Source organism: Hyphomicrobium sp. ghe19 (assembly GCF_902712875.1).
GTDB lineage: Bacteria > Pseudomonadota > Alphaproteobacteria > Rhizobiales > Hyphomicrobiaceae > Hyphomicrobium_B.
Genome location: NZ_LR743509.1, coordinates 3,592,737 through 3,608,284, shown reverse-complemented (window position 1 = coordinate 3,608,284; position 15,548 = coordinate 3,592,737). Strand labels below are relative to the sequence as shown.

The window sequence follows — 15,548 nt, the reverse complement described above, 5'->3', positions numbered from 1 at the left end:
CCTTCAGGATAGACCCATGCCAGAATTGTCTTTCCCGTCTCGACTATCGCGCACTTGCCTTCGGGCAGGTGCGCTTTTTCTCCTGGCAATTCCGCCAATTGCAGCCCTTGCAGTGAAGGTCCCGGAGAATGGCCAACCGGCAATCATCTCAGGCGCAGGCCGAGTCGTCGACGGCGATACTCTCGACGTCGGGCAGACACGCGTTCGTCTTGAAGGCATCGACGCGCCGGAGTTGACGCAGACATGTCAAACAGCGACCGGGGCGACGTGGGAATGCGGAAAGGCTGCCGCGGCGATGTTGCGGAAGTTGGTTGAACATAAAGAGATCGCCTGCGACCGCACCGGCACCGATCGCTATCACCGGACGCTCGCGACGTGCTTCGTGGATGGCATCGACATCGAAGAGGCGATGGTGCGCGCAGGGCTCGCCTGGGCCTTCGTCAAATATTCGACCACCTACGTCGGCATCGAAGCTGAAGCGCGCCGGGAAAAGATCGGCGTTTGGCAAGGACAGGCGCAAGCGCCTTGGGACTACCGCCGTAACGAATGGCAGGTCGCCGAAGTCGCAGCTCCGAAAGGTTGCGCGATCAAAGGCAACGTTTCGTCCCGCGGCCGCATCTATCACATGCCGTGGGGAACTTGGTACGACAAGGTCCGGATGGACGGAGGACACGGCAAGCGCTGGTTCTGCTCCGAGGCAGAAGCAACCGCAGCCGGCTGGCGGCCCGCATCCGCCAACTAGTCGGCGCATGAAGATGCGACCGGGCTCCGAGCGAGAGCGTAACCGGTCCTCGGCTCCAGCCAGCCGCGATAATGCGCCAAGAGCCCGACGACCGGCAGTCCGATTGCAACGTCGAAATGAAAGCGGCCATCCTCGCCCACAAATTCGCGTGTCTCGGATGTCGGCGCAAGCATGAGCGGAAGTCTGATCCGGCCAATGCGCCAGCCGGCAACTGGCATCCGAACCTCAACGCTGTCCGCCTCGATCGCCATCAGGATCTCGATCGGCCCGAAACGTTCTGAAACGACGTTCTTACCCTTGTACGCGAGACGAGAAGCAAAGCGTTGGCCATCGAAATTCCGTTGCCAGATTTCTTCGCCACCGGAACGATCAACTGTAACGGTTACGCCGACGCCTCGCGCCGGAGATGGCAAGCCGACGATCGCCCTCAGTAAACGTCTCGCGATCGAGTTCGAAGCGTCGATGTCGGCTTTGCCGGACCAGACAGGCGGCGCATTCTGATCGTGAAAAGCTCTAAGTGCGCTGGGCAACCGCCTATAGGCGTCTTCCCCACACGCCAACGCAAGAAGGCAGGTGTCGCCTTCGCTTTGTATGGTGCGCGTCGTCGTGAGTGACGGCCGCGTCATCTCGGCTTCGATTGCCGCGAGCGGCAAGGCCGCAATTCCCGCACCGGCTTCGCCCCCTCCGCGAAGCAGCGATCGCGTCAAAGCAACAGCCGGAAGAACCGGAACGTCGGGACCTGCATCCTTCTCCGCATGAAGAAACCAGCGAGCGCAAATCTGCCGGCCGTTCGCGTCGAGCCCGGCGCACGTGATTGTCATGCCGCCGCGATCGGTAGCAAACAGGCGCGTTACCCGCCGCGCCTTCCCAAGAAGAGGCGCCAAGGTTTCCGGCCGTGAAATCAACCCGCGCCGTCTCATCTGCGAGAGAGCAACAAGCCCGAATTGTTCGACGCGGGACATAAGGCCCGCGCTGAACGACACGCGCGACGCGACGTTGAAGCGGCGCTGCATCAGCGTTGCGTCCGCCGTCTCGACCGGCGACAGGTAGCGAGTTCCGAGCCGCGCGATCTTTGCGCGGGTGACGCTGCCCCATCCGGATATCTCTCTTTCTGCACCCTCTTCGTAGACCGTGATCTTTGCGCCCGCATACGAAAGAATTGCGCGAATGACGGCTTCGCCGACGTCACCGGCGCCGCCGGGCAAAATTGCGATGTCGACGCTGTCGACGCGCTGCCAGCCATCGGTCACGTCCGCGACGACAGCCATCGACAAGGCGGGTGTCGAGCTCGCGCCCGCACGCGCAACGACCCCCTTCTTCCGGGCCCCTGCGTCCAGCGCAGCGCCGAAACCAAGAAGGTAGTCGCGAGCATCGGCGAGATCGATCCAATGCGCGCCGAACCCAATCGCTGCACGTGCAAGATCGTAGCTGGCTGACTGGAACGGTCCCGAAGCGTCGATGACGAGCCACGGAGATAGAGACCCGAGCCGCGCGACGCTCGACGCATCGTCGCGCTCAAAAGAAAAGGGGGTGATGTGCTCACCCCCTTCTAGTGTTTTTGCGAAGTCTCGAGCTCGCTCTTCACTGCGAGATGTCAACACGAGCGCGACATCCGGAATGGTGGCGAGGCGCCGTGCAAGCCGCCGTCCGAAGAAGCCAGTCGCTCCTATCAGCACGATCCGGCGAAGCACGGCTCCCATCCCGAGCTAGTCCGGATAGCGGCGCGGCGGAGGGGGCGGTCCACCGTCACGCGCCAGCAGCGGCGTGATGCGCCGGACAGCAACGCGGCGGTTGAGCCGTTCGGGAGCCTGGGTCGGCACCTTCAAGTATTGCTCGCCATAGCCCTGCGTGACCAGGTTTTCGAAGGGCACATTGAACTGCTCGGTCAACACCTCCGCAACGGACTCGGCGCGCCGGTCCGACAGCGAGAGATTGTCTTCCTCCGATCCGACGGCATCGGTGTAGCCTTCGATCATGAAGACCTCGTTGGGATTGCGGTCGATGACGCGGTTCATCCCACGCGCAATACGTTCGAGCTTGCGGTATTGGCTCGGATCGACGTCCCACGAGCCGAATTCGAAGGTGATGTCGTCGAGATCGATACGGCGCATGCGGTCGCGAAGGCCGGCCGTCGCCCGAATCTCATCGAGCGAGTAGCGGTCGTCGTAGTCGTCGACCGGGGGCGCGCTGAGGGCTTCATACACGTCATCATCGTTCGCACGACCGTAGTCGACGATATACTTATCGCGCGGAATTCTGACGCGCGGCGGCGGCACATCGAGGATGGAATTCAAGATCGCAGCTCCGGCCACGACGCCGATGCCGATCCCGACGCCCGTCGCGACGCCTTTACCGAAGCCATTTCCGTGGCGGCGGCGGTTGTCGATGATGATGACATCGCGTCCATCCGGCCCGCGGCGATACCGCCGGAGCAACTGACCATTCGAGTCGGTCTCCGAATAGACCCGGTATCCGCCGGGCCGTTCGATGATCGAGACGTTCGAGCCGCCCTGCCCCTTCTCGAAGCGGGCGTTCGGTGCCACGCGCCGCAAACGCTCGGTCTCATCGTGCTGGATGACCATGCGATTGTTTTCTTTGAAGATCCGGCGTTTGCCCGGTTCTTCGATGACAACGCCTTTGCCGCCGTCGATCTTCACCTCTTTGCGCTCACCGCGCATGGTGTCGAACCGGCGTTTGGCGTCAGCTGCAGAAAGCGGCTTGCGCGTCTGACCGAAGTTCTGCTCGCCGTTCGGATTGTCGACGACAGGCCGATTGTTGGGCTGATTGCCTCCCGGATTTTGTCCCTGATTGGGATTCTGATCCCGGCCGCCGAACTGCTTCTGCTGGTCCCACTTGCGATTGTCTTTGTCCTTGCCGGGGCGGCCGAACTGGTTGTCGAAGTTTTGCGGCTTGCCGTTGGGAAACTGCTGCTGTTGCTGCTGCTGCGTGTTGTCCACGACAGGCGGCTTCTGTGGGTTCATCGGCTGCGGTTTGACGAACGCGTTGGGATTGCCGTTAGGCTGGTCGCCGCCGCCAAACTGCTTGCTCGGCCCGTTCGAGGACGGTTCCTTTTTTCCGAACGCCCGGTCCTGCTTCTGCTGCCACTGCTGCTGGCCACGGTCTTGCTGGCCTTGCTGCTGCTTCTGTTGCCACTGCTGGCCCTGGTCGCGGTCTTGCTGACCTTGCTTTTGCTGCTTCTGCTGCCACTGCTGGCCCTGCTCACGGCGGTCCTGCTGGCCCATCTGGCCGCGGTCCTGCTGGCCCCGCGGGCCGCGGTCCTGACCGCCACGATCCTGGCCTCCACGATCCTGACCACCACGATCTTCCTTGCCTTGGCGCTTTGATTTGTCTTCCTTGCCCTGGCCGTTGTTTCCCGGCTGTTGATCGTCGGCTCGAACGAGCGTCGGCGTTGCGGCCACCGCTACCAGGAGCGAGGCGCCGGCCAAGATCGCTTGTCGGGTAGATTTCATGTTGTTCCCTCGGATTATTGCAGCGTCCCCGTATGACGCCGCGAATCGATTTAGCTTCGACGCTCTTCTTAGTTGGAAATCCGGCAATTGCCGTGGTTCGCCAACGCCGAAGCTATCCCTTCGACAATGAGGGATAAAGGCAGCCATATGAAGCCCGCGTGAATAGGTTGCGGCGAAATAATGGCGCGCGATGTATGTTCAAGGTCCGAGCTGCCCGATCAGCTCGCCAGAAAATCGCCTCTCCGCGCGCGAAGCAGCGACGTATCGAGCCGCGCGCTGGCCCGCTGGATTTCCGCGACGGTGTCGAACACGAAGCCGATATGATCGCCGGCCGCAGTCTCCGCGCGCTCAGGATCTCCTGAGAGGACGGCCTCGCCGATCGCGAGGTGCTGCGCCAGAAGTTTCTCGCGGACGCCAGCTTTCAGATACAGGTTCTTCCGGTTGAAGAAGATATTGTTCCGAAGAAGTTCGCTAAGAGCACGCATCACGTGCAGAACGACGAAGTTGTGTCCCGCTTCGTAGACGAGCATGTGCAGCGTCACGTCGGCTTCGGCCTCCTGCGCGGGATCCTCAAGCTTATGAGCTTTGCGCATGTCGTCCAGGCAGGTTCGAATGGCCGCCCTTTCGACATCTGTCGCCCGCAGCGCCGCATCACGCGCAGCCCGTGCTTCGACGCACTGGCGAAACTCGAAATAATCGGCGAACGCCTGTTGATTGCCGCGATAGAGGTTCGCCAGCGGCGCCATGATCGGCGACAGGAACTGCGCCACGAACGTTCCGTTCTTCGAAGATTTCAGCAGTCCGCGCCGCACGAGCTTGTCGATGCCTTCTCTGAGCGACGGCCGTGACACGTCGAGCTTTTGCGCGAGCTCGCGCTCCGGCGCAAGTTTCTCGCCGGGACGAAGTGCGCCCTCGAGGATGAGCTTCTCGATCTTCGATGCGATTGCGTCCGCGATTTTTGGCGTACGTACGGCAAGCATTTTGCCTGATCCCTGTGGTGTTGCGCGCAATTTCTAAACCGGCGCAGCCGCGGATGTCATTGTCTATTTCCGTCGGGCTATATGGCTCGTCGATTTGACCATTCGCCATCCCTGGTATAAAAAATTTACCAGAAACACCGCTGCAGTCCAGCACCGCGATGTCGAGGGACACGGGTCGTATGTGGTCGCAAATATATGACCCTTTTGCCAATATGGCGTTGTCCGCAGTCGTGGCGATCATTCCAGTGGTCGTCCTGCTCGGAAGTATCGGGCTCTTCGAAGTGCGCGCGCACGTCGCCGCTCTACTTGGTCTTGGCGCGGCCCTGCTGGTCGCTATCCTCGCCTATGGAATGCCCGCGAAAATGGCTGGCATGGCCGCTGTCTATGGCGCGGCTTTCGGCCTTCTGCCGATCGGCTGGATTATCCTAAATGTTATTTTTCTTTATCGCCTCGCGAGCGAAAAAGGCGAGTTCGATGTCCTGCAAAAATCGATCGGCGCAATAAGCAACGATCGCCGGCTGCAACTTCTGTTCGTCGCGTTTTCATTCGGCGCGTTCTTCGAAGGCGCCGCCGGCTTTGGAACGCCCGTTGCGGTGACGGCCGCGATGCTGATCGGCTTGGGCTTTCCGCCGCTCGCCGCGTCGGGCCTGTCGCTGATCGCCAATACCGCACCCGTCGCATTCGGCGCGCTCGGAACGCCGCTCGTGGCGCTGGCAGCCGTCACGGGACTCGATCTCTACGAATTGAGCGCCACCGTTGGCCGCCAGCTCGCGCCCTTTGCGATCATCGTTCCGTTCTGGTTGATCTGGGCCTTCGTCGGTTTTCGCAAAATGATCGAAGTCTGGCCCCCGATCCTCGTCGCAGGCGTTTCCTTCGCGATACCGCAGTATCTCGTATCGAATTTTCACGGGCCCTGGCTGGTCAACGTCGTAGCCTCGCTCGTTTCGATGGCGGCCCTCGCGCTATTTTTGCGGGTCTGGAGCCCGGCCGTTCCGATGACGAAGATTCCGAATGCGCCGGTTCCGGAAAAAGCGACAGCGCCGGTGGCCGTCTCTCATTCGCTCGCCGTCATGCGGCGCGCATGGACGCCGTGGCTCATTCTCGCGGCCTTCGTCTTTCTTTGGGGAACGCCGCAAGTCCGCGCCGCGCTCGATGGACTTTGGATACAGAAGATTCCGGTCATGGGTCTGCATGAACTCGTGCAGAAAATGCCGCCCGTCGTTCAATCGCCGCACGCCGAAGCCGCGATCTTCAACCTCAACATCTTGTCCGCCACGGGAACGGGTATTCTGATTTCGGCGATCATCTCCGGCATCTTCCTGGGATACAATCTCGGCCAACTTGTGCGGATGTACGCGAAGACCATCTACGTGGTCCGCTACTCGCTTCTGACGATCTCCTGCATGATGGCGATCGGCTTCATCACGCGTTACTCCGGCAGCGACGCAACGCTCGGGCTGATGCTCGCCCACACAGGATGGGCGTATCCGTTCTTCGGCACGCTCATCGGCTGGCTCGGTGTGGCGCTGACAGGGTCGGACACATCGTCGAACGTATTGTTCGGCGGCCTGCAGCGGATCACGGCTGAACAGCTCGGCATCAATCCGGTCCTTATGGCAGCGGCAAATAGCGCGGGCGGCGTCATGGGCAAGATGATTGATGCGCAATCTATTGTAGTCGCCTCGACGGCTACCAAATGGTACGGGCACGAAGGATCGATACTTCGCTTTGTGTTTTTCCATTCACTCGCGCTTGCGACGCTCGTCGGACTGCTTGTCATGGCGCAGGTTTACCTCTGGCCATTCACGCTTCTCGCGCCGTGAAGAAACATTGAATGCAAGTCGCGCTCGCGTTCGTCGCGAGCTGGAACCAATTGAAGTCTGAAATTCGAACACACGAACTGGAAGGAGAGCATGGACATGTCATCCATCACAATAAACGGCGAAGCTCACGAGTTTAGCGGCGATCCCAACATGCCGCTGCTCTGGTATGTCCGCGACATGCTCAATCTGACGGGCACGAAATTCGGATGCGGCGCCGGCGTCTGCGGCGCATGCACGGTTCATCTCGATGGCGTTGCTGTCCGCTCGTGCCAGACGACGCTCGGCGAAGCGGCCGGCAAATCTGTCACGACGATCGAGGGCTTGAGCCCTGACGGGGAGCACGCCGTCCAGCAGGCTTGGCGGAAAGTCAGCGTCCCGCAGTGCGGCTTCTGCCAGGCAGGCCAGATCATGCAGGCAGCTTCGTTGCTCGCCAAAAATCGCGCGCCCTCTGACGCCGAAATCGTCGAGGCCATGGCGGGGAACATCTGCCGGTGCGGATGCTATCAGCGCATTCACGAAGCCGTTCGTCTTGCTGCGGGAGGGGTCTGATCATGCTGCATTACCTTAAAGCCGAAGCAGAGACGGATAATGTCCAGAGCTTCGACGCCGAGATATCGAACGTCAGCCGCCGCGGCGTGCTCGGCGGGTTGTTGACGGCGACGGGACTGGTGCTTGCTGTTCGCATAACACCGGCGAGCGCCAGGGAAGCTTTGAAACCCTATCCCACTGGTGGTCTCACAATGCCGGACGGCGTCGTCGCCGATCCGCATGTGTTCATCGCCATTGCGCCCGATGGCGCCCTGACGATCGTCACGCATAGAAGCGAGATGGGCACCGGCATCAGAACGAGCCTACCAATGGTCGTTGCCGACGAGATGGGCGCCGACTGGTCGCGCGTGACGCTCGTGCAGGCGCCGGGCGATGAGCCGAAATACGGCAACCAGGACACCGACGGTTCCCGAAGTATGCGCCATTTCATCCAGCCCATGCGTCAATGCGGGGCCGCGATGCGCCAAATGCTGGAGACCGCGGCCGCAGCCAAGTGGAACGTCGACCCCGCGCTCTGCCGCGCGCGCAATCATCAGGTGGCGCTGCTCGACAAGGAAGGAAAAGAAACAGGCAAGGTCCTGGGCTTTGGCGAACTCGCCGTGGCCGCGATGGCGCTCCCGGTGCCGGCTCCCGAAACGATCCTCTACAAGTCGCCGAACGAATTCACGTTGATGGGGAAGGGCGAAGTGCAGATCGCGGATCTGCGCGACATCACCATCGGTAAGGCGGGCTACGGAGCCGACACGCGTTTGCCCGGTATGAAGTTCGCCGTCATCGCACGTCCCGCCGTCCTCGGCGGCAAGGTGAAATCATACGACGCCTCGGCAACGCTCAAGGTACCGGGCGTTGAGGCCGTGCACGAGATCGAAGGCGTGTTCACGGTCCCGCGCAAGTTCGGACAGCTGGGCGGCATCGCCGTCGTCGCCAACAGCACGTATGCCGCCATGCAAGGCCGCGACGCACTGACGGTCGAATGGGAAGACGGCCCTAACACGGCTTACAATAGCGATGCTTACGCGGCGGAAATGTCGGCGACGGCCGCAAAGCCCGGCAAGGTTCTGCGCAACCAAGGCGATCCCGACGCGGCGTTTGCGAACGCCAAGGACGTCGTTACGGCCGAATATCACGGCCGCCATCTCGTCCAGGCGCCGATGGAGCCGCTTGTCGCTATCGCTCGCATCGTCGACGGCAAAGCTGAAATCTGGGCACCGGTACAGAGTCCGTACGGTGCGCGGAAAGACGTAGCCGCAGCGCTCAAAATGCCGATCGAGAATGTGACGGTGCACGTCTCGCTGCTTGGCGGCGGTTTCGGACGCAAGTCGAAGTGGGACTTCATGATCGAGGCCGCGCTTCTTTCGCAGAAAATGGGCGGCCAGCCCGTGCTCGTGCAGTGGACGCGTGAGGACGACATTCAGCACTCGTTCTATCACACGACGTCCGTCGAACGCATCGAGGTCGCGCTCAATGATGCCGGCAAGGTCACCGGCTGGCGTCACCGGACCGTGGCGCCGTCCATCGTCTCGACGTTCAAGCAGGATGACGGCTACCAGTTCCCGATCGAATACGGCATGGGCTTTGTCGATATGCCATTCGATATTCCGAACATCCGCTGCGAGAACGGCCAAGCGATGGCCCACACGCGCATCGGCTGGTTCCGCTCGGTCTCCAACATTCAGCGAGCGTTCGCCGTGCAGTCGGCGGTCTGCGAAGTCGCCCACAAACTCGGCCGCGATCCGAAGGATTTCCTGCTCGAAATGCTTGGGCCGGACCGCGAAATTGATCCGAAGACGGCGGGCTTCCCCGACGACTTCTGGAACTATGGCGAGCCCTATAAGGAATTTCCGATCAACACGGCGCGCCTGAAGAACGTCGTCCGCGTCGCGGCGGAGAATGCAGGCTGGGGCAAGACCTTGCCTCCGCGCCAGGGCCTCGGCATCGCCGTTCATCGCGCGTTCGCGAGCTATGTCGCGAGCGTCGTCCATGTCGCGATCGATGACGACGGAACGATCCGTGTACCGGAGGTGACGTCGGCGATCGATTGCGGCTTCCACGTCAATCCCGAGCGCATCCGTTCGCAGATGGAGGGCGCCGCCGTTATGGGCATGTCGAACGCGCTCTACAGCGGCATCACGTTCAAGAACGGCGCCGTCGAGCAGTCGAATTTCACCGACTACGACGTGACGCGGATGAGCAATTATCCCCAGAAAGTCTCGGTGCACATCATCGATGCGCCGTGGGGCGTCCACGCCGGTGGTGTGGGTGAACCCGGCGTGCCGCCGTTTGCGCCGGCGCTTGCCAATGCCATCTTCGCGGCGACCGGCAAGCGGCTGCGAAATTTGCCGATGGGCGACAAGATCGCCTGATAGAATCAGAGGCCCGGCGGCGAGGAGCTGCCGGGCCTCTGCAATTCGGACGCATATGGCAAATGCCGGAAATCCATCCGTTAGCGTTCAAAGTCGTCGCGCTTAGCTTCGTTGAAGGGTAAGGCGGATTGCAACGACAACTTATTTAAGCTCACGACCGACGATTAGGTGAGCGCTTTGCCGGCCAGCCGATCTTCGGCGAAATTTCCCTCCTCTAGTCATAACAAATTCACGACGTGTCGGCTCTTAGAGCGCGACAACGGATTTTGTCGTATTGTCTGCATTGATTTCTCACTCCAACACTGGGGAGTTCGACAAATGACATTCAATCAATCCGAAGCTCGCAATTTTAGATTTCAATTTGCGTCGGCGCTGCATGAGCACTGGAAGCTCTATCTGTTCGAAGGCATCGTACTGATCATCCTCGGCGCGGCCGCGATCATCATTCCGCAAATAGCGACCTTGACCGTTGAGCTTTTCATCGGCTGGCTTTTGTTGTTCAGCGGCATCGCCGGCCTTTTCACGACCTTTTCCGTCCGTCCGATGCCCGGCTTTTGGTGGTCGCTCATTTCAGCGCTGATCGCCATTGCGGCGGGCCTTGTCCTTCTCTTCTGGCCAATATCGGGAATGGTATCTCTCACCCTCGTCCTGATCGCCTTCTTCATTATTGAAGGCATTTCCTCGATCATGTTCGCTGCCGAACATCGCAACGAATTGCCGGGAAGCTGGTGGGTCATGCTCTTGAGCGGGATCGTCGATCTGGTGCTCGCCGGCTTGATCTTCTTTGCCCTGCCGTCATCCGCGGCTTGGGCGATCGGCCTGCTTGTCGGCATCAATCTCGTATTTGGCGGATGCGCGTTGTGCGCGATGGCGTTGCAGGCTCGTAACATCACGCCGACCTCCGCATAGAAAGGAAGTCGGCGTCGACGATTCGGCATAACTTCTTAAAGGCGGCCACGAGGGCGGCACGGCCAAGCCGGCTCTAAGGCCAAGCCGTCTCTAAGGAACGAGCACGGCCGCCCCGGAAAAGCGTCCCGCCTTGAGATCCGCCAATGCTTCGTTCGCGCGCTCCAAAGGGTAGACTGTCGTCGTGGTGCGGACCGCGGCTTTCGGAGCGATCGCGAGAAACTCCTTGCCGTCCTGGCGCGTGAGGTTAGCGACCGATCGAATGTCCCGCTCTTCCCAGAGCAAGTAGTAAGGGAACGTCGGGATGTCGCTCATATGTATGCCCCCGCATACGACGCGACCGCCTTTGCGAACGGTCTTGAGTGCCGTCGGCACGAGTGCCCCGACCGGCGCGAAGATGATCGCGGCATCAAGTGGGTCCGGCGGCGTTGCGTCCGACCCGCCGCTCCAGCGCGCACCAACCGAGAGAGCGAACTTTTGCGCCGCTTCGTCGCCGGGCCGGGTGAACGCGTAGACTTCGCGGCCCTGCCAATTGCAAACCTGCGTGATGATGTGCGCCGCCGCTCCGTATCCGAAGAGGCCGATCCGCGCTCCCTCCCCTGCGAAGCGCAAGGAGCGCCAGCCGATGAGCCCCGCGCACAGCAAGGGTGCGGCCGCGACGGGATCGTCGAAATTCGCCATCGGAAATGCAAAATCGGAATCTGCGATCGTATGCGTCGCGAAACCACCGTCGCGCGTATAGCCCGTGAAGAGCGGGAAATCGCACAGGTTCTCCTGTCCGCTTGCACAATAGTGGCAGTGTCCGCAGACGTGGCCAAGCCAAGGCACCCCGACCCGATCGCCGACCCGATGATCCGTCGTGTTCGGGCCGACGGCGTCGACAATGCCGACGATCTGATGTCCAGGAATGATGGGTAGCTTCGGAAACGGCAGATCGCCGTCGATAACGTGAAGGTCTGTCCGGCAAACCGCGCATGCTTCGATACGAATACGAATCTGACCGCTTTGCGGAACAGGATCGGGCCGCTCCTCAAGATCCAGCGGCTGACCGACGGCGCGGAAGACCATGGCTTTCATCGGTCAAATCTTTCGAAGCAGAATTTGGCGCCTTCTGAAGGCGATGGCTAATTGACGCCACAAAACGCCCGCGCGCTATGGGCATTTCAGACAACTCCCCTGACGGTTTCGACAGTTGATTTGGCCACCCGATATGAGATCCTGAGCGAGCCAGCGACGCCTCCGTCCGCGCGTTGGCGCCAGATAGCGGGCGCCTCGATGCTCTCCCAAACCGAGGCGCCCGCATGTGCGTCTTAGCCTGACGCCGATGATCGCTTGACGGAAGATTTGGTCCAAACCTCAAATAGCTTTTTCCGGCAGAACGTATGTCGACGCATTTTCTGAAGGATCGGCGGCACATGCTTGCCGGTTTATTTCGAAATTGATCAGCATTTTCGCATCGTCACTGTCGTTCCGATCAGGTTCTTAAACGATCCTTCTTCGCCATTGTCCCTGAGCAGCAAAAACAAGCCGAGCAAATTGCCTTGCTTTGATCGGAGAGGCAGAATGAAAGACCTGACTGCGTGGAGACCTCGGAGTGGAGCCCATCGGCTCCATCGCCATCTCGTCCATCGTCTCCGCCGGAACATAATCAGTCAGAGGATGGGGAGGTGCCCCCGCCGCGCCCGTTTGATCCATTTCGAAGGCGTAGGCGCCGCGCCGCATGCCCTGCCCGCCCACCATCTGGCGGCATCGAACCTCGATCTCGATGATCTGACCAGTACGCTCAACTTATTCGATGCCGGTCATGTCAACGGTTGAAAGACGCAGTCTACACTTGGTCGCGAATAGTGCGCCGGGCGCGCTTGAGGGCCTCGGCAAATCCATCCCCCCGCATCCGGCTCTCGTCAGACTCGCGAACATTCACCGCAATGTCGAGCAGTCCTTGAAGAGCCTTGCAGCCGGCAACGCCCCGTCTGAACGGCGGGATCGCGCCGTTAATGCATTAACGCTGTGGAGATTGGCGGCAAGAAGAACGCTTGCCGAAGTTGCGGTATTCTCGATTTTTGCCAACCTGCTGATGCTGGCGATGCCGATCTATTCCTTCCGAATGGCCGACCATACCCTATCCGGCGGCGGCATCGATCCGCTGGTGATGCTGCCCGGCGTCACGCTGGGTATTCTCGCCATGATGTCAGTGCTGGACATCCTTCGAAGGCGACCTCTGAGCCAGCTCGGCGCTGCGATGGAGACGGTCCTCGGCAGCACCATACTGTCCGCCCTGCTGATGTCCGCGCCGGAACGCGACGGTGGCCAGATGCAAGGGCTACGTACGCTGCATAAGCTGCGCGCCGTCTTGTCGAGCCCGACGATGCTCCTTCTGTTCGATGCACCGCTGACGCCACTCTTCTTCGCCGTCCTCTTCCTGATCAATCCCGGCCTCGGCGCAATCGCGTCGTTCGCCGGTCTCGCTGTCCTGAGCGCGGCGCTTTTCAAAAACCCGCTCGGCTCACGGGGCGTTCGCATCGCTGCGTCACTTGCTGTCATTGGCTGGGGCGTGCATCTGATGCTCGCGGGCTCTCTCACCGCGGGATTGATGATCGCAGCATACATCATCGCGGACCGCGCGCTTCGGACACTCGCAGACGCGAGCGAAGGCAGAGCATTTGTCGTGCAAGCATGGGAAGGATACGTGCGTATTTGCGCAGATTTCGAAAGCGGTCGGCTGTCGAATGCGGAAGAAGTCTTGCATCCGGCGCCAGACGCCGAGCCGCCCGCGGCGAACGTCCATGCGTTCCGAAAATCAACGGCGAAACGGCGTCATATCGCGATCAGTTGTTGAGCGACAACTTTCGCGACCGCTTGCGTGGTTGTCGTACAGTTGAGCTTTTCCCGCGCGGAATTGAGATGAAAGCGAACTGTGCGCTCACTGATTCCGAGGATCACGCTCGCTTCCCAAGCTGATTTTCCCGCTGCGACCCATCTCAGGCAATCGAGTTCTCTTGCAGATATGACCAGCGCATCGGACGAATCGATGCCGTTCCGTCTGAGCATATGACTGTGGAAATAATCGCCGAGCGTTTTCAATTCGGCAGAGGAGGGAGGGCCTTCGGCATCCGCGTCGGTTGCGGGCGTTGGGCTGGAGGAGAAACCCAAGATCGCAAGCTCACGTCCTCGCGTCGTCAGCTCGATCGCGGATTCTGAAGCATCGCCGCTATCGCACCCCTTCCATCGTTTCGAGAGCTTGGTGATTTTCAGGCTCGCCAATTGCTCGGCGGAAATCGGATGAGACGTAATCGCTTGGGCAGCGAAATCACTGCTGAAAGCACAATGCACGAAAGCGCGGCTCGAATGCCTTGGGATGTTCGCACAGAAATAGAATAGCTCATCGAGCTGATAAATGGACCGCGTGGCAGATAGAAACGCGATGCCCTTGTCCCGCTCAACGATCGCCGCCCGATCAGGCACGATCTGCGCTAACACGCCCTTCAGCACGATAAAAAAATCCAGAGTATAAAAATATGACGCGAAATATATCTGATCGTACCGCTGTGGCGTGGAGTTTGCGTAAAGTCGCGCCGTATCTTTTTAAATGAAATCACGAAATGACAGAGGAACAAGCAGTGGCGAGCTCGCCGAAAGGCGGCATGCGTGTAAGTTGAGCAACGCCTCTCTGCAATGAGAGACAAACCGCAGCACGCCGCTCGACGACACCCTGCGAATCACATCCCCTGCCTGTGAAGCTCAAGCGCTCATCGCGGTTCGGATTTTCGGGCCGCCGCTTTCCGATTTCAAAATTCCGGTTTCAGATTTTTCAGACTTCAGAAGTTTTCGACTCCGAACGTCAGATTTTTCAAAATTGAATTTTAGACGGGTGTCCATATTATGAAGATCATTCAGATAGTTATAGCGCTGATATTTTGCCTCGCTGGAGCCTCCGCAGCGCGCGCTGATGGCCCGAATATCCTTTGGGGCGGGCCGCCTGGAACGCCATGCGGCGGCATATACTCAGGCCTTTATACAGGCGGCGAGCTCGGCGGCGGCAGCATGCGATCCAAGGTGTCCGGCGATATAGGCACGATCAGCGGCAACGATAAGGGTTTCACCCTCGGTTCGTACACCGGTTACAATATCCAATGCGGAAATGCGCTGATCGGCATTGAATCGGCGTTCAACTATTTCGGCGCCGATAACCGCTTAGGAAACGAAAGGTTTGGCCCATCCTTCAACTCATCGATGAATTGGTTCGGCTCACTGAATGGCCGGGTAGGCGTCATAGCCGATGACAACATACTGTTGTTCGCGACCGGCGGGTTCGCCTACGCGGCCGTCGACCACAAATTCTCCGATCCATTTGCGCTTGATGGGCCCGTTACGCGGCACAATGACGAAACAAAGGTGGGCTGGACAGTCGGCGGCGGCTTCGAAATTTTTCTGAGGGATCATTGGACGTTTCGTGGCGACGCAGCCTACGTCGATCTAGGAACCGACCACGACTCGGTTAGCTTCGATTCCTGCGGCGGTCCTGGCGGTTCGTGCCAAGTGCAAACGAAATTTGAGGATAGTTTTTGGGTAACCCGTATCGGCCTGACCTACCTTTTCAGTGCCGTAGCGGAACCGTTGCCGCCGGAATATGCCCCAGAATACGGCCCCGTGAAATGAGGCCACGCCGTGACAAGAGGCAGGGCTCGTGTTCAGAGATGAGCTGAGCAAAAAAA

Annotated in this window: 12 protein-coding genes; 7 read left to right on the top strand and 5 right to left on the bottom strand. The window is 60.1% G+C overall.

Annotated features, from left to right (window positions below; translation table 11 throughout):
- The first annotated feature begins 16 nt into the window (after positions 1-16).
- The gene (locus AACL53_RS17070; RefSeq protein ID WP_339085748.1) at positions 17-742 is read left to right on the top strand and encodes a thermonuclease family protein; all 726 of its coding nucleotides are present in this window, start codon (positions 17-19) and stop codon (positions 740-742) included.
- On the opposite strand, the gene AACL53_RS17065 is transcribed toward AACL53_RS17070, so the two are convergent.
- From AACL53_RS17065 to AACL53_RS17055, 3 genes are all read right to left on the bottom strand, one after another.
- Positions 739-2,433: a DUF4166 domain-containing protein gene (locus AACL53_RS17065; protein ID WP_339085747.1), complete on the bottom strand. Its 1,695-nt coding sequence runs from the start codon at positions 2,431-2,433 to the stop codon at positions 739-741. The two genes, AACL53_RS17070 and AACL53_RS17065, sit on opposite strands and share 4 nt — an antisense overlap.
- A gap of 15 nt (positions 2,434-2,448) precedes the next feature.
- Positions 2,449-4,212 (bottom strand): OmpA family protein, encoded by a 1,764-nt coding sequence (locus AACL53_RS17060; protein ID WP_339085746.1) that lies wholly within the window; start codon positions 4,210-4,212, stop codon positions 2,449-2,451.
- A gap of 218 nt (positions 4,213-4,430) precedes the next feature.
- Entirely contained in the window at positions 4,431-5,192 is a 762-nt protein-coding gene (locus AACL53_RS17055) for an FCD domain-containing protein (RefSeq protein ID WP_339085745.1), read from the bottom strand.
- 179 nt (positions 5,193-5,371) lie between these two features.
- Between AACL53_RS17055 and AACL53_RS17050 the strand changes: the two genes are divergently transcribed.
- The 4 genes from AACL53_RS17050 (at position 5,372) to AACL53_RS17035 (ending at position 10,836) form a co-directional block, all read left to right on the top strand.
- Positions 5,372-7,015 carry an L-lactate permease gene (locus AACL53_RS17050; protein ID WP_339085744.1) on the top strand — a complete coding sequence of 548 codons (1,644 nt, stop codon included), beginning with the start codon at positions 5,372-5,374 and terminating at the stop codon, positions 7,013-7,015.
- 96 nt (positions 7,016-7,111) lie between these two features.
- A complete protein-coding gene (locus AACL53_RS17045; protein ID WP_339085743.1) occupies positions 7,112-7,564 on the top strand; it encodes a (2Fe-2S)-binding protein in 453 nt (150 codons plus the stop codon).
- A 2-nt stretch (positions 7,565-7,566) separates the two neighbouring features.
- Positions 7,567-9,927: a molybdopterin cofactor-binding domain-containing protein gene (locus AACL53_RS17040; protein ID WP_339085742.1), complete on the top strand. Its 2,361-nt coding sequence runs from the start codon at positions 7,567-7,569 to the stop codon at positions 9,925-9,927.
- 318 nt (positions 9,928-10,245) lie between these two features.
- Positions 10,246-10,836: an HdeD family acid-resistance protein gene (locus AACL53_RS17035; RefSeq protein ID WP_339085741.1), complete on the top strand. Its 591-nt coding sequence runs from the start codon at positions 10,246-10,248 to the stop codon at positions 10,834-10,836.
- 90 nt (positions 10,837-10,926) lie between these two features.
- On the opposite strand, the gene AACL53_RS17030 is transcribed toward AACL53_RS17035, so the two are convergent.
- Positions 10,927-11,910, bottom strand: a complete 984-nt coding sequence (locus AACL53_RS17030; RefSeq protein WP_339085740.1) for a zinc-dependent alcohol dehydrogenase family protein — start codon at positions 11,908-11,910, stop codon at positions 10,927-10,929.
- Positions 11,911-12,637: 727 nt separating this feature from the next.
- Between AACL53_RS17030 and AACL53_RS17025 the strand changes: the two genes are divergently transcribed.
- On the top strand, positions 12,638-13,672 hold the full coding sequence (locus AACL53_RS17025) for a hypothetical protein (protein ID WP_339085739.1): 1,035 nt from the start codon (positions 12,638-12,640) through the stop codon (positions 13,670-13,672).
- On the opposite strand, the gene AACL53_RS17020 is transcribed toward AACL53_RS17025, so the two are convergent.
- The gene (locus AACL53_RS17020) at positions 13,651-14,325 is read right to left on the bottom strand and encodes a response regulator transcription factor (protein WP_339085738.1); all 675 of its coding nucleotides are present in this window, start codon (positions 14,323-14,325) and stop codon (positions 13,651-13,653) included. The two genes, AACL53_RS17025 and AACL53_RS17020, sit on opposite strands and share 22 nt — an antisense overlap.
- 390 nt (positions 14,326-14,715) lie before the next feature.
- Between AACL53_RS17020 and AACL53_RS17015 the strand changes: the two genes are divergently transcribed.
- On the top strand, positions 14,716-15,492 hold the full coding sequence (locus tag AACL53_RS17015) for an outer membrane protein (RefSeq protein WP_339085737.1): 777 nt from the start codon (positions 14,716-14,718) through the stop codon (positions 15,490-15,492).
- Positions 15,493-15,548 lie beyond the last annotated feature (56 nt).

What these genes read in the sequence shown, in the direction of transcription:
- AACL53_RS17030 (WP_339085740.1), bottom strand. Translation starts at nt 11,910, where the DNA reads ATGAAAGCCATGGTCTTCCGCGCCGTCGGTCAGCCGCTGGATCTTGAG.
- AACL53_RS17040 (WP_339085742.1), top strand. Translation starts at nt 7,567, where the DNA reads ATGCTGCATTACCTTAAAGCCGAAGCAGAGACGGATAATGTCCAGAGC.
- AACL53_RS17055 (WP_339085745.1), bottom strand. Translation starts at nt 5,192, where the DNA reads ATGCTTGCCGTACGTACGCCAAAAATCGCGGACGCAATCGCATCGAAG.
- AACL53_RS17060 (WP_339085746.1), bottom strand. Translation starts at nt 4,212, where the DNA reads ATGAAATCTACCCGACAAGCGATCTTGGCCGGCGCCTCGCTCCTGGTA.
- AACL53_RS17035 (WP_339085741.1), top strand. Translation starts at nt 10,246, where the DNA reads ATGACATTCAATCAATCCGAAGCTCGCAATTTTAGATTTCAATTTGCG.
- AACL53_RS17015 (WP_339085737.1), top strand. Translation starts at nt 14,716, where the DNA reads ATGAAGATCATTCAGATAGTTATAGCGCTGATATTTTGCCTCGCTGGA.
- AACL53_RS17025 (WP_339085739.1), top strand. Translation starts at nt 12,638, where the DNA reads ATGTCAACGGTTGAAAGACGCAGTCTACACTTGGTCGCGAATAGTGCG.
- AACL53_RS17045 (WP_339085743.1), top strand. Translation starts at nt 7,112, where the DNA reads ATGTCATCCATCACAATAAACGGCGAAGCTCACGAGTTTAGCGGCGAT.
- AACL53_RS17070 (WP_339085748.1), top strand. Translation starts at nt 17, where the DNA reads ATGCCAGAATTGTCTTTCCCGTCTCGACTATCGCGCACTTGCCTTCGG.
- AACL53_RS17050 (WP_339085744.1), top strand. Translation starts at nt 5,372, where the DNA reads ATGTGGTCGCAAATATATGACCCTTTTGCCAATATGGCGTTGTCCGCA.